General features: G+C 63.8%; 11 protein-coding genes. 5 read left to right on the top strand and 6 right to left on the bottom strand.

Going from position 1 to position 13,030, the window contains the following annotated elements:
- Positions 1-4: 4 nt before the first annotated feature.
- Positions 5-799, bottom strand: a complete 795-nt coding sequence (locus AB3L03_RS22380) for a L,D-transpeptidase (RefSeq protein WP_368507048.1) — start codon at positions 797-799, stop codon at positions 5-7.
- A gap of 315 nt (positions 800-1,114) precedes the next feature.
- Between AB3L03_RS22380 and AB3L03_RS22375 the strand changes: the two genes are divergently transcribed.
- Positions 1,115-1,894, top strand: coding sequence for a protein phosphatase CheZ (locus tag AB3L03_RS22375; RefSeq protein ID WP_018453435.1), 780 nt, complete (start codon positions 1,115-1,117; stop codon positions 1,892-1,894).
- Between the two features lie 249 nt (positions 1,895-2,143).
- Here the strand turns inward: AB3L03_RS22375 and AB3L03_RS22370 are convergent, their stop codons facing one another.
- Positions 2,144-2,665: a hypothetical protein gene (locus AB3L03_RS22370; protein WP_007596953.1), complete on the bottom strand. Its 522-nt coding sequence runs from the start codon at positions 2,663-2,665 to the stop codon at positions 2,144-2,146.
- Between the two features lie 313 nt (positions 2,666-2,978).
- Here AB3L03_RS22370 and groES point away from each other — a divergent pair, with 313 nt between their 5' ends.
- From groES to AB3L03_RS22355, 3 genes are all read left to right on the top strand, one after another.
- A complete protein-coding gene (gene groES / locus AB3L03_RS22365; RefSeq protein ID WP_007596954.1) occupies positions 2,979-3,275 on the top strand; it encodes a co-chaperone GroES in 297 nt (98 codons plus the stop codon).
- Positions 3,276-3,420: 145 nt separating this feature from the next.
- Positions 3,421-5,052, top strand: coding sequence for a chaperonin GroEL (gene groL / locus AB3L03_RS22360; protein WP_085350111.1), 1,632 nt, complete (start codon positions 3,421-3,423; stop codon positions 5,050-5,052).
- 198 nt (positions 5,053-5,250) lie between these two features.
- Entirely contained in the window at positions 5,251-6,462 is a 1,212-nt protein-coding gene (locus AB3L03_RS22355; RefSeq protein ID WP_368507047.1) for a hypothetical protein, read from the top strand.
- A 178-nt stretch (positions 6,463-6,640) separates the two neighbouring features.
- On the opposite strand, the gene AB3L03_RS22350 is transcribed toward AB3L03_RS22355, so the two are convergent.
- Together AB3L03_RS22350 and AB3L03_RS22345 are read right to left on the bottom strand one after the other, a co-directional pair.
- Entirely contained in the window at positions 6,641-7,039 is a 399-nt protein-coding gene (locus AB3L03_RS22350) for an META domain-containing protein (protein ID WP_368507046.1), read from the bottom strand.
- A 138-nt stretch (positions 7,040-7,177) separates the two neighbouring features.
- A complete protein-coding gene (locus AB3L03_RS22345; RefSeq protein WP_026232530.1) occupies positions 7,178-8,842 on the bottom strand; it encodes an L-lactate permease in 1,665 nt (554 codons plus the stop codon).
- Positions 8,843-9,154: 312 nt separating this feature from the next.
- On the opposite strand from AB3L03_RS22345, the gene AB3L03_RS22340 reads away from it, so the two are divergent.
- Entirely contained in the window at positions 9,155-10,918 is a 1,764-nt protein-coding gene (locus AB3L03_RS22340) for an ABC transporter ATP-binding protein/permease (RefSeq protein WP_204512404.1), read from the top strand.
- A gap of 244 nt (positions 10,919-11,162) precedes the next feature.
- Here the strand turns inward: AB3L03_RS22340 and AB3L03_RS22335 are convergent, their stop codons facing one another.
- Entirely contained in the window at positions 11,163-12,167 is a 1,005-nt protein-coding gene (locus AB3L03_RS22335; RefSeq protein WP_026232529.1) for a TorF family putative porin, read from the bottom strand.
- A gap of 415 nt (positions 12,168-12,582) precedes the next feature.
- Positions 12,583-12,936, bottom strand: coding sequence for a histone (locus AB3L03_RS22330; protein ID WP_083926345.1), 354 nt, complete (start codon positions 12,934-12,936; stop codon positions 12,583-12,585).
- Positions 12,937-13,030 lie beyond the last annotated feature (94 nt).

Genomic DNA, 13,030 nt, shown 5'->3' with positions numbered 1-13,030 from the left:
GCGCCTACATCACCACGACCTTGGTGCCCACGTTGACGCGGCCATAGAGATCGATGACGTCCTCGTTGCGCATGCGAATGCAGCCCGAGGAGACGTTGGTGCCGATGGTCCAGGGCTCGTTGGAGCCGTGGATACGGTAAAGCGTCGAGCCGAGATACATCGCGCGCGCACCGAGCGGATTTTCCGGGCCGCCTTCCATGTGCCTCGGCAGGTCGGGGCGGCGCGCGATCATTTCCGCCGGCGGCGTCCAGGCCGGCCATTCGCGCTTGGCCGTGATCGACTTCACGCCAGACCAGGTGAAGCCGGGGCGGCCGACGCCGATGCCGTAGCGCATCGCGCGGCCGTTGCCCTCGACGAGGTAGAGGAATTTGTTCGGCGTATCGACCACGATCGTGCCGGCGCTTTCGTTGCCGCTATAGTCAACGAGTTGTTTCTCGAATCTCGGGTCAAACTGACGCTGCCGCGGATCGACCGCCTCCTGCTGGAGACTTGCGCCCTGCATCTGCGGCTCGCCCATCGGCGGCAGGCGGCGCTGGTCATAATAACCTGGCTGCTGCTGATACACCGGCTGCTGCGGAGCGTAGGCCGGACCGCGACCGGGCCCGTCGCCAAATATGAACTCGATGAAGCCACCGCCCATGTTGGAGGCGACGCGCACGGGCGCAGGCGGCACCTGCGGCTGGTACAGCACCGCGGGCGGATCGTTCGGCACGCTATTGTCGAAGGCGCTGGCGCTGTTGACGCCGGCAAGGAAGGTGCAAGCGCTGCCAAGCAGCGCAACAGACATTTTCTTGAACATCGACGTACTCTGTACTGTTTCGTCTAGATCACATGCGTCGTGGCGAGGTGATGGCTGATCCGCACCCGCGACGTGGTCAATAAAGAGCAAAAGCCGTTTTGTTTGGTAAACGGAAACGCCATTTCGATTCACCACGTCGTCGGCAGCGGCGCAATTTGTCGATCAGCGTTTATTTTCGATGAACGCCGCGCACGCATGGTTAATCGCCCGTTTGCACGCCGTCGCGCGCAGCCGCACGACAGTTCCGGCTGTGAACTTCGTGTTAAATCGCTTCTGCCTACAAAGACGCGTGAGTGAGGTGGGGGGGAGTTCTTGATGGCTATTCACCGCAAACGTTTTCGTGTCGAGGAGGCTATTGTCGGCGAGATGCCCAGCCCCGAAATGATTGAGGAGGCTGCGCCGATGCATAGCGAGATCATGGCCGAGCTGCGTGCGATCCGCACGCAGATGGCGAAGGGCACCGCGCCGTTGTCCGGCAGCGCCGCCATGGCGGCGATCGACGCCTCCACCGCCCACGAGCTCTCCGAAGCCCGTACCATGCTCGATACTTACCGGGCGCAGATCGAGCAGTGCGAGAAGCTGAAGGTCGAGCTCGACCTCATCCACGACGCCATCGACCGCACCAAGCGCGAGATCGCGACACTGCATGGCAAGAGCTTCGACGGCGGCGAAATGGCCAAGGTCAATGGCGAGCTCGGCGCGGTCGTCGGCGGTACCGAACAGGCGACCCAGCAGATCCTCGAAGCCGCCGAGTCGATCGACCAGGCGGCCAGCGCGATGGCCAAGGTGCAATCGGCCGATCAGCAGAAGCGGCTCGCCGACGATATCCAGGAACGCGTCATCTCGATCTTCGAAGCCTGCAACTTCCAGGACCTGACCGGCCAGCGCATCAGCAAGGTCATGAGCACGATGAAGTTCATCGAGCAGCACATCAATTCCATGATGGAAATCTGGGGCGGTGTCGACGCGATCAAGTCTCACGTCGTGCCGCAGGTCGACACTCGCAGCGATGACGACAAGCTTCTCAACGGCCCGAAGCTCGCCGGCGACGTCGGCCACGCCTCGCAGGACGACATCGACGCGCTGTTCGACTGAACGGACGCGACGCTCTGAATAACGAACGCCGGCGCAAGCCGGCGTTTTTTTGTTGTCTATCGTCCCCTGCTGTCGTCGTCCGCGCAGGCGGACGATCCAGTATTCCAGAGACGGCAATGATTGAGCCGAGAAGCTGCGGCGTACTGGATGCCCCGCCTGCCGCCTACGCTAAAGCTTCGGCGCCCCTGGACCTCAACCCCGGCGAAGCCTTGGCGTAGCCGGGTCGCGGGGCATGACGAAGGATAGAGACTACGCCCTCGGCGCGCAGCGGACGTAGACCATGTTGCCGTAGCGGGTGGCGGCGTCCTTGTCGATGAAGCGGGTGATGAGGACGCGGCCGTCGAAGGAGACGATTTCGCGGTCCTGCTCGCCGGGCGTCGGACCCGCCGGCCCAATATAATTCTTGCCGCTGGGCGAACCCTTCAGCCGCAGTTCCTGCGGTGTTGCCTGGTCCGCCAGATGCATGATCACGCCGCCGGAGGAGCCGGCGGTGATCACGTAAGGATTTTTGCATTGGGCCCGGGCGGCAGCCTCGGTGCGGGCGCGGTCGGCCGGGTTCTGGAATGAGGCGAGGCCCCAGCGCCCGACGATCTCGTCGGCGCGGATCGACGCGGGCATTTCCGGACCGGTGCCGGGCTCGGCCTCGGGGGGCGGTGAGGACGAAGAAAAGGACGGCAGGCTCATGCCGCCGCCGCAGGCACCAAGCAGCAGCGCCAGGCAAGAAGCCGCCGCCAGATTGGCGACCGTGCGCGCGTGAGCTGAACTGATCATGGCATTCCCCCGGACAAAACCATGGCCGCACCCCTTACGCAGCCAAGCGCAAAACCGCTGCCGGAGCAATGACGTCCTTTAATACGCCGGCACCCCGAACAAGTTTCCAATGTCACCATCCTATATCCGTCTCACCAATCGCTTAACCACCTTTGCTTGACAGGATCGCGGCCAAGCCATATTCCCGGGCGCACCATTAGCACTCTGAAAGATGGATTGCTAACGCGCGCCGATCGATCCTCGGGAAGGGTGGACGGAAGCGCCGCCCGCCCACTTCCTCTCCTTCCGAAGCGAGCCTCCAAAGGGAAACGTCATGACTAAATCCAAATTTCGTCCGCTGCATGACCGTGTCGTGGTCAAACGTATCGACGCCGAGTCAAAGACCAAGGGCGGCATCATCATTCCGGACACGGCCAAGGAAAAGCCGTCCCAGGGCGAAGTCGTCGCCGTCGGCCCCGGTGGCCGCGACGAGGCCGGCAAGCTGATCCCGATCGACCTCAAGGTCGGCGACCGTGTGCTGTTTGGCAAGTGGTCGGGCACCGAGGTCAAGATCGACAACGATGAGCTCCTGATCATGAAGGAGTCGGACATTATGGGCGTGATGGCCTAAGGCCAGACGCCTGAACGGCCGCTGAATGCATGCCCGGGTCACTCGATCCGGGCATGCATCATTCCGCCGGGTTCGATCGCGGACCCCGGAATGAGGCGACCCAATAAGCAAGACACATCACGAAAAAGAAGAGGAATTGCAGACCATGGCTGCCAAAGACGTCAAGTTTTCCGGAGACGCGCGCGAACGCATGCTGCGCGGCGTCGATATTCTCGCCAACGCCGTCAAGGTGACGCTCGGCCCGAAAGGCCGCAACGTGCTCATCGAGAAGTCGTTCGGCGCGCCCCGCATCACCAAGGACGGCGTCACCGTCGCCAAGGAGATCGAGCTAGAGGACAAGTTCGAGAACATGGGCGCCCAGATGGTGCGTGAGGTCGCCTCCAAGACCAACGACCTCGCCGGCGACGGCACCACCACCGCGACCGTGCTGGCCCAGTCCATCGTCCGCGAAGGCGCCAAGTCGGTTGCCGCCGGCATGAACCCGATGGACCTCAAGCGCGGCATCGACATTGCGGTCGCGGCCGTCGTCAAGGACATCGAGAAGCGCGCCAAGCCGGTCGCCGCCTCCTCCGAGGTTGCCCAGGTCGGCACCATCTCGGCCAACGGCGACGCCGCCATCGGCAAGATGATCGCGCAGGCGATGCAGAAGGTCGGCAACGAGGGCGTCATCACCGTCGAGGAGAACAAGTCACTCGACACCGAGGTGGACATCGTCGAGGGCATGAAGTTCGACCGCGGCTATCTCAGCCCCTACTTCGTCACCAACCCCGAGAAGATGACGGCCGAACTCGAGGACGCTTACATCCTCCTGCACGAGAAGAAGCTGTCCGGCCTGCAGGCCATGCTGCCCGTGCTGGAAGCCGTGGTGCAGTCGGGCAAGCCGCTCGTCATCATCGCCGAGGACGTCGAGGGCGAGGCGCTGGCCACCCTGGTCGTCAACCGCCTCCGTGGCGGCCTGAAGGTCGCCGCCGTCAAGGCGCCGGGCTTCGGCGACCGCCGCAAGGCCATGCTCGAGGACCTCGCGATCCTCACCGGCGGCCAGCTGATCTCCGAAGACCTCGGCATGAAGCTCGAGAGCGTCACGGTGAAGATGCTTGGGCGCGCGGGCAAGGTTGTGATCGACAAGGAGAACACCACGATCGTCAAGGGCGCCGGCAAGAAGCCGGAGATCGAGGCCCGCGTCGGCCAGATCAAGGCCCAGATCGAGGAAACCACCTCGGATTACGACCGTGAGAAGCTCCAGGAGCGCCTCGCCAAGCTCGCAGGCGGCGTCGCGGTGATCCGCGTCGGCGGTGCCACCGAGATCGAGGTCAAGGAGAAGAAGGACCGCGTCGAGGATGCGCTCAACGCCACGCGCGCCGCGGTGCAGGAAGGCATCGTCCCCGGCGGCGGCGTCGCGCTGCTCCGCGCCAAGAAGGCGGTCGGCCGTCTGACCAACGCCAATGCCGACGTCCAGGCCGGCATCAACATCGTGCTGAAGGCACTGGAAGCCCCGATCCGCCAAATCTCCGAGAACGCGGGCGTGGAAGGCTCGATCGTCGTCGGCAAGATCCTGGAGAACAGGTCCGAGACCTTCGGCTTCGACGCCCAGACCGAGGAGTATGTCGACATGGTCGAGAAGGGCATCATCGACCCCGCCAAGGTGGTGCGCACCGCACTCCAGGACGCCGCCTCGATCGCCGGCCTGCTGGTGACCACCGAGGCCATGGTCGCGGAGTCGCCGAAGAAGGAAGCCGCTTCCGGCATGCCGGCCGGTGGCGGTATGGGCGGCTTCTAAGCCGTCCGTTCCATTGCAGTGTTACGAAGGCCGCCTCCGGGCGGCCTTCTTTTTGCCGATCATGACCCGTGCTTTCCAATTCAACCGGCAGCCAAAACCCACTACGGTGACGCCGATTCGAATTGTTTGGGCCTGATCTCAACGGAAAACCGCTTCACACTTTCCGAGTCATGCCCCATTGCCTCAGGGATTTCGTCGATGCGCGCGCTTGTGTTTTGCTCCACGGCCGTTCTGGCGGCTCTGCTTGCAGTTTCGCCTGAGGTCGCATCCGCCCAGATGAAGCTGGCGCCGAAGGCCACGGCGCCCGGCGGCGTCGAGACGCGCTATTTCACCTCGATCGACGGGCTGATGGACGGCAATGCCGACGTGATCCTGAAGGAGACACGCCAGGGCAAGACCGTCACCGCAGCCGTGCTCGACGTCTGTTATCCCGTCGCGAAGAATTCCGACCGCAAGGACCGCTTCGTCGTCAATCTCCAGGTCGCGGGCCAGAACCTGACGGGTACGACGCAGAGCCTCGGCGCGAAGGCGCCGGTCACAGTCAAGCTGCTGCGCAAAGAGGCCGGAGACACGTTCGAATTCCGCGGCCAGATCAGCATTGGCCAGACCGTGACCGAGGTCACCTCGCCCGACAATTCCGATCTCAGCGAGAAGGAATTCCTCGACAACCAGACCTCCGACGACGGCATCACGCCCCAACCAAAGGATTTCACCGACGTCTCGCCGGAAGCGATCGCGGTCAAGGTCAAGCTGGATGCCGCGACCGAGTTCCTGAAGAGCCTGAAGGGCCAGGACGTCGAGGTGACGCTGGCGAGTCTCACCGTCGGCTGCGACGCGCTACGCGCGGGCGAGCAGACCATCAATATGTCGGTCGATCCGGAGCGCGCCGGCGCGCTGCTGGCGAAATTCAAGGCGACGCCCGGCGTGACCGCCGCGGGCTGGACCGCGGGCATGACCGAGATGGACCGCACCATCCGCATTCCCGCCGCCGATTGGCGCGACGGCGACAAGATCAACCGCGACAAGCTCGCGGCCGCGGTGGCTGGCGTGCTGAGCAGGACGCTCGCGGCAAAGCCGGTCTCGCAAAGCTTCAACCCGGCGACCGGCAAGCTCAAGCTGGTGTTCAAGCGGCCGAACCAGGACTTTCCCGCGCTCGAGCTCACCGACACGATCGAGGTTGCAGGTCTCGTCTCGCCGGACAAGCCCGGCACGACCGACAAGCTCATGCTCTGGATCGGGAGTCCCGCGACCACGACCACTGACGAGAGCAGCGGCGCCAAGCTCAATCTCTCGGACGAAGCGACCGCGGACGAGGAAGGCGATCAGCCCGACGACAACGGTTCGGTCGAGGCGCTCGCCAAGGAGCTGAAAGGCCAGCGCTGGGACGCCGACAAGTCTGTGTGGAAGTGATGTAGCCCGCGCATCAACTCTCGGTCATCGCCCGGCTTGACCGGGCGATCCAGATGAATCGAGAAGCCGCGGCGTACTGGATACCCCGCCTGCCGCCTGTGCTAAAGCTTCGGCGCCCCTGGACCTCAACCCCGGCGAAGCCTTGGCGTAGCCGGGTCGCGGGGAATGACAGCAGGGGCTAATTGCCGTTGACGCGAAGGCGCAGCGGCTTGGGGCCGACGAGCGTGAGCACGTCACCCTGGCGCTTCCAGGTCTCGACACTGCCCAGGGCTGCAACGAGATCGTCGTCGGCCTGGGCCCTTGCCGGCGGGCAGGAGCGGTCCTGGATCTGGCCGGGGACGAAGATCACGGTGTTGCCAGCAACCGAGAACTGGCCCTTGCCGCCCTTGCACCAGAGCTCCAGCACGACCTCGCCATTGTCGCCGATCTCGATGTTCGGAATCCGCTTCGAGCCCGGCTGCGGCAGCGCCTCCAGCGTCATCTCGGTGCCGAACGGAAAACCGTCCTCCGCGCGCGCGAGCGTGGACATCGCGAGCATTGCAACCGCCGCACACACCGTCTGGCTGAACGAAACCATGAGACCTCTCGACCGACCTGATTTGCGGCACCTTCTATAAGACGGCGGCGCCGTTGAGAAGGTTCGTCCATGCGCGGCGCAAAAATCCCCGCGAGGAGCAACCTCGCGGGGATTTGGGTTGAAGCCGGGCGTGGCCTGCTACTTCAGGACCATCGCCGTGAACGGCCAGACATAGGCCTGCAACGTCACGAACACGCCGACCAACGAGGCCAGCACGATCGAGTGCCAGAACACGAAGCGCAGGATCGTGCCCTCGTGCCCGTACCAATTCGTCGCGGTGGACGCGACCACGATCGACTGGGCGTCGATCATCTTGCCCATCACGCCGCCGGACGAGTTCGCCGCAGCCATCAGGATCGGCGATAGACCAAGCTGCTCGGAGGTGATCTTCTGAAGATTTCCGAACAGAACGTTGGAAGCGGTATCCGATCCCGTTAGCGCCACGCCCAACCAACCGAGCAGCGTGCCGAAGAAGGGATAGAGCACGCCGGTTGCAGCAAAGGCGAGGCCGAGCGTCGCGTCCACGCCGGAGAGCCGCGTCAGCGTGCCAATCGCGAGCATCGCCGAGATCGTGATCAGCGAGATCGCGCAAAGCCGGATGGTGCGCCCGTATTCCGTCAAGAGCCGGCCAGGACCGACGCCCATCAGGAAGCCTGAGATGATCGCCGCAATCAGCATGCCGGTGCCGGTGAACGAGAGATAGGTGAAGCCGAACACCGCGCTCTCTTTCGTCGGCCCCGGCGCGACCGGCGGCATCTTGTTGATCATCTGATGCAGCTCGGGAACGGGATAGTTCCAGGTGAAGATCGAGTTCGCCCAGGTCTTGAATCCACCATTGCCCCAGATCAGCATCACGATGCAGACGATGATCCACGGCAGCAGCGCGCTGAACAGCTCGCTCTGCGTCAGCGGCGTCTTGTCCATCGGTTTTGCCGCGGCCATGGTGGCGGCCGATTCATCGCGGCCGCGCAGCGCCGGCGACAGCCAGAGCTGCCTGGGCTGCCAGACCTTCAGGAACAGGATCAGCGCCCCCATCGAGATCAGCGACGCCCCGATGTCGACGATCCAGGGATTGACGTAGTTCGAGATCACGAATTGCGGGACAGCGAACGACACGCCGGTGACCAGGATCGCCGGCCAGACGTCCTTCATGCCCTTCCAGCCCGCGAACGCCCACACCACCCAGAACGGCACGATCAGCGAGAAGAACGGCAATTGCCGGCCGACCATCGCGCCGAGGATGTAGGGATCAAGCCCGGTCACCGAGGCAAGGCCCTGGATCGGCGTGCCCAGCGCCCCATAAGCGACCGGCGCGGTGTTGGCGATCAGCGACAGGCCGCTTGCTGCAAGCGGCGAGAAGCCGAGGCCGATCAGGACGGCGCCCGTGATCGCGACCGGCGTGCCGAAGCCCGAGGCGCCTTCGAAGAAGGCGCCGAACGAGAACGCGATCAGCAGCAATTGCAGCCGCCGGTCCTCGGTGACGCCGCCGACCGCGCGCTTGAGCAATTCGAAGCGCCCGGTGCTCACCGTCACCTGGTAGAGGAAGATGACGTTGAGAACGATCCAGCCGATCGGGAAGAACCCGGTGACGATGCCCAGCACCGAGGCGCGGATCGACATGTTCGCCGGCATGGTGAAGACGAAGATCGTGATCAAATTGGCCACGATCACGGCGATGACCGCCGCGATATGAGCCTGGACCCGTCCGCTCGCGATCAGGACCAGCAATGTGACGACAGGGACTGCCGCGGCGATCGTCGACAGCACGGGGCTGTGCAACGGGTCATAAACTTGATTCCACATGATCTTCCTCCCCCACGCATGTGTGCTGCAGGCGGCCCGCGTGGACAGCCGATCCTGCTTGACGCTGAAGCGATAACCCCCGAGCCGGACGCGAATTCCTCGCGAATGCAGCGGTTCCCGTCCGCTCACAAGCTCGCGAAATCCCGAAGGCCCCCACCCCGCGCCGTCGAGCCCCATGCTAGGGTTGCAAGCTGCGACAAGCCAACGCAAATTGCAGGACTTGCGACTTTAGTCTAAGCGCGCCGATTTCCGCCGTCGTCCCAAGTCTTTGGCCCGGGCAGTTGTGCACATCCCCTCAGGAGACTCAGCTCTGTGAAGAACATCAGCGCCACGCTCGCGATCGTCTGGCGAATCGCCGCCCCGTATTTCCGGTCGGAGGACAAATGGGCCGGCCGCGGCCTGCTTGCCGCAGTCATCGCGATGGAGCTGGCGCTGGTCGCGATCGACGTCCTGGTCAATCAATGGCAGAACCGGTTCTACAGCTCACTGCAGGCAAGTGACTGGGATAGCTTCGTCAGGGAGATCTGGATCTTCATCGGCCTCGCCTCCGCCTTCATCGCGCTGGCGGTCTACAAGCTGTACTTGAACCAGTGGCTCCAGATCCGCTGGCGGCAATGGCTGACCCGGCACTATTTGGGCGAATGGCTGCAGGGCGCTACCCACTACCGCATGCAGCTCAAGGGCGATGCGGCCGACAACCCGGACCAGCGCATCACCGAGGACGTCAAGAACTTCGTCGAGCAGACCCTGACCATCGGGCTCGGCCTGCTCTCATCGATCGTGACGCTGTTCTCCTTCGTGATCATCCTCTGGGGGCTTTCCAACGCCGCGCCGTTGCACCTGTTCGGCGCCGATCTCATGATCCCCGGCTATCTGTGCTGGGGCGCGCTGGTCTACGCGATCTTCGGCACCGCGCTGACGCACTGGATCGGTGCCCCGCTGGTCAATCTCAATTTCGAGCAGCAGCGCTTCGAGGCCGACTTCCGCTTCAACCTCGTCCGCGTCCGCGAGAATTCCGAGCAGATCGCGCTGCTCAAGGGCGAAGGCGCCGAGCGCGGCCGGCTGCTGGACCGCTTCGGCTTCGTGATCGGCAATTGGTACGCCATCATGAGCCGCACCAAGCGCCTCACCGCGTTCAGCGCGAGCTACCAGCAGGCTGCCGTGATCTTTCCCTATGTGCTGGTGGCGCCGGCCTTCTTCGCCAAGAAGATCCAGCTTGGCGACATGATGCAGACCGCCTCCGCCTTCTCGAGCGTACAGGGCGCATTGTCGTTCTTCGTCACGGCGTACCGATCGCTGGCGGAATGGCGCTCGATCGTCGCCCGCCTCGACGGCTTCGAGATGTCGGTCGATGCGGCCGCGCACCTGCCGCCGCACGAGCCTGCGATCGCCCTCAAGGCCGCCGGCGGCAATCGCAATATCACCCTCGAACAGCTCTGCGTGAACCTGCCGAGCGGCACGCCGCTGGTCGCCACCGACGCCTTCTCCGTCCAGATGCCGGAGCGCGTGCTGGTGACCGGACCGTCGGGCTCCGGCAAGTCGACGCTGTTCCGCGCCATCGCCGGCATCTGGCCGTTCGGCACCGGGACCATCTTCGTCCCGGAAAAAGCGAAGCTGATGATGCTGCCCCAGCGCCCCTATTTCCCGGTCGGCGTGTTGCGCGACGCGGTGGTCTATCCGGCCGCGCCGGGCGCATTCGAAACTGCACGCGTCAGGGACGCGCTGATCGCGGTCGGCCTGCCCGACCTCGCCGAGCGGCTTGAGGAGGACGGTCATTGGAACCGGATGCTGTCGCTGGGCGAGCAGCAGCGCCTCGGGCTCGCCCGCGCGCTGCTGCACGCGCCGGACTATCTGTTCCTGGACGAGGCCACGGCCTCGCTGGACGAGCCGTCCGAGGCCCGCCTGTACCGGCTGCTGGCGGAGAAGCTGCCACAGGCCACCCTCGTCTCGATCGGCCACCGGTCGACGCTGGAAGCCTTCCATACCCGCAAGGTGACGATGGTGAAGCACGGCGCGATCCACGTCCTCGGTGACGGTGGTGTGCCGGTCGAGAAGGAGCCGAGCGCGGCACGCTGAGACGGCCCGACGAAGCCCTGAGGCTATGGCCGTTCGTTGCGGCCATTCTTCGAGACGCCCGCCTTTGGCGGGCCTTCAGGATGAGGTCTGTCCTCGCGGTGAGATCTGTGACCCCCTCATGGTGAGGAGCCCGCCGGAGGCTTGCGTCTCGAACCATGCGGGCCCTGGCCTACGCCCCAAAGCCCCAAAGCAAAAGGGCGGCAGGTTGCCCTGCCGCCCTCATCAAGTCGCTTCGGGAAGAAGCTTACTTCAGGTTGCTCATGGCCGTCAGGTCGAACGACAGCTTGGCAATGCCGGCCGCGCCGCACCAGTTGGAGCCAGCGCCGCCCGGATTGATCGCGGTGACGTTGGTGGTGCCGGTGGCGTTGAAGGCGCTGGTGAAGGCGTTGCAATCACCCTTGTTCAGGTCGGTGTCGGAGTAACGCAGGTCCAGCGTGAACACTTTGTAGGTGAAGCCGATGCCGATGTTCCAGGTGTTGTAGTCCTTGTAGGGGATACCGTTGGCGAAAACGGTGCCGACGCCGGTGCCGTAGAAGGCGTCCGAAGTACCAAACCACTGCCGGCCGAACTCACCCGAGACGTACATGCCCATGCCGGAAGCACCGAAGGCCGTGCTGGGCGCCGTGTACTTGGCGGTCAACGAAGCGTAGTTGCCCCAGGCACCCGAGTTCAGGAAGTTCGGCGAGTAGTACTCGGTCGCGCCGACCGTGAAGCTGTCGTTGATGGTGTAGTTCACCTTGCCGTAGACTTCGACGAAGCTGACGTCCTTCTTCATGACGTTGCCGTCGGCGAGGAAGATAGTGGTCGTGCTGACGCCGCAGACGTTGCCGCCCGGAATGCCGCCGGTGAGCACGTTGTCGGCGCAGCTGCCGCCCGGATACAGGTAGCCCCAGACACCGATATCGAAGGCGAAGGCGCCGAAGGTCGGGCGGATACCGCCGTAGATGTCGACTTCAGCAGCAGCGCGATTGGCGAAGGAGATGCTCTCGGCGGACACGCCGACGTAGAGCTGGAGGTCCTTGTTGACGTTGTAGCGCGGCTCGAAATAGGCCGCGACCGACGGCTTGTGGTTCGACTGCGTGACGCCGCGGAAGATGTAGTCGCTCATGATGGCGCCGCCGAAGGCGATATCCCAGGGATCAAACGCGACCACCGGCGGGGCCTTCAGTGCCTTCACTCGCATGTCTGCCGCGAAAGCCGAGCCCGTCACCATTGCCAGCGCCGTTGCCAACAAAGCCACTTTTTTCATTTCGATCCCCATCACCAGTTCTAAGACCCCAGCCGGATCCCGGAAGCCCCCGGAACGCTCGACCTGATTGCAAATTTCGTAACTGCGGCAATCTGGATGGGGTGAGGCAAACCGTGAAGCAAAAAACGCGGGCATCTGCCGACTTTTTGGGCGTTCTGACGATTCCACGAAAGGTTGTCAGCCCGTGTGTCTTCTCGATCACATTATTTGCATTCCAAAGTGCACTGGGAGGCCCGCGTTAGTACGGGTCCGGCGGTACCGTGCTGCCCGTGCCACGAATCAGGCTGCTTCCCGACGAGATCATCCCCGCGCGCCGACGCGCCGATGCAAAAAGGCCGCAGCATCGCCGGCTGCGGCCTTCCTGTTGCCGATCATGGTCGTCGGATTGGATCCAGCCTTTGGCCTGACCTTGGGCCTAACCTTGTCCTTCGGCCGGTGTCGTGTCCGCAGAAGACGAAGGCATCGCCCAGCTTGTCTCGGCGGCAGGCTCGGGAGCCGGAGCTGCCGGCGTTGACGGCTTCGGAGCTGCCTTCGCCTTCTTCGGCGCCGCTTTCTTCGCAGCCTTCTTGGCGGCCTTCTTAGGCGCAGCCTTCTTAGCGGCCTTCTTTGGCGCGGCCTTCTTCGCAGATTTCTTTGGAGCCTTCTTGGCAGACTTCTTCGCGGATTTCTTCGCGGACTTCTTGGCTGCCTTCTTTGAGGTCTTCTTCGCCGCTACTGCCTTCTTGGCCTTTTTGGCCTTCTTGCTTTTTTTCTTCTTCGCTTTCGCCATCGTGATCCTCCTGTTGCCGCCGAACAATGGTCGATCGGGTGTCTTCAGCCGTTATCTCCGGACGAAAGCTCAGCCTTCGAAAGCTTAGTCTTCG

Origin of the sequence: Bradyrhizobium lupini (genome assembly GCF_040939785.1) — a bacterium.
Classification (GTDB): Bacteria; Pseudomonadota; Alphaproteobacteria; order Rhizobiales; family Xanthobacteraceae; genus Bradyrhizobium; species Bradyrhizobium canariense_D.
Note: the sequence above shows the minus strand (reverse complement) of the source record. Positions and strands in the feature narration are given on the sequence as shown.

Coding starts and splice junctions, on each gene's coding strand:
- AB3L03_RS22380 (WP_368507048.1), bottom strand. CDS start 799: ATGTTCAAGAAAATGTCTGTTGCGCTGCTTGGCAGCGCTTGCACCTTC.
- AB3L03_RS22375 (WP_018453435.1), top strand. CDS start 1,115: ATGGCTATTCACCGCAAACGTTTTCGTGTCGAGGAGGCTATTGTCGGC.
- AB3L03_RS22370 (WP_007596953.1), bottom strand. CDS start 2,665: ATGATCAGTTCAGCTCACGCGCGCACGGTCGCCAATCTGGCGGCGGCT.
- groES (WP_007596954.1), top strand. CDS start 2,979: ATGACTAAATCCAAATTTCGTCCGCTGCATGACCGTGTCGTGGTCAAA.
- groL (WP_085350111.1), top strand. CDS start 3,421: ATGGCTGCCAAAGACGTCAAGTTTTCCGGAGACGCGCGCGAACGCATG.
- AB3L03_RS22355 (WP_368507047.1), top strand. CDS start 5,251: ATGCGCGCGCTTGTGTTTTGCTCCACGGCCGTTCTGGCGGCTCTGCTT.
- AB3L03_RS22350 (WP_368507046.1), bottom strand. CDS start 7,039: ATGGTTTCGTTCAGCCAGACGGTGTGTGCGGCGGTTGCAATGCTCGCG.
- AB3L03_RS22345 (WP_026232530.1), bottom strand. CDS start 8,842: ATGTGGAATCAAGTTTATGACCCGTTGCACAGCCCCGTGCTGTCGACG.
- AB3L03_RS22335 (WP_026232529.1), bottom strand. CDS start 12,167: ATGAAAAAAGTGGCTTTGTTGGCAACGGCGCTGGCAATGGTGACGGGC.
- AB3L03_RS22330 (WP_083926345.1), bottom strand. CDS start 12,936: ATGGCGAAAGCGAAGAAGAAAAAAAGCAAGAAGGCCAAAAAGGCCAAG.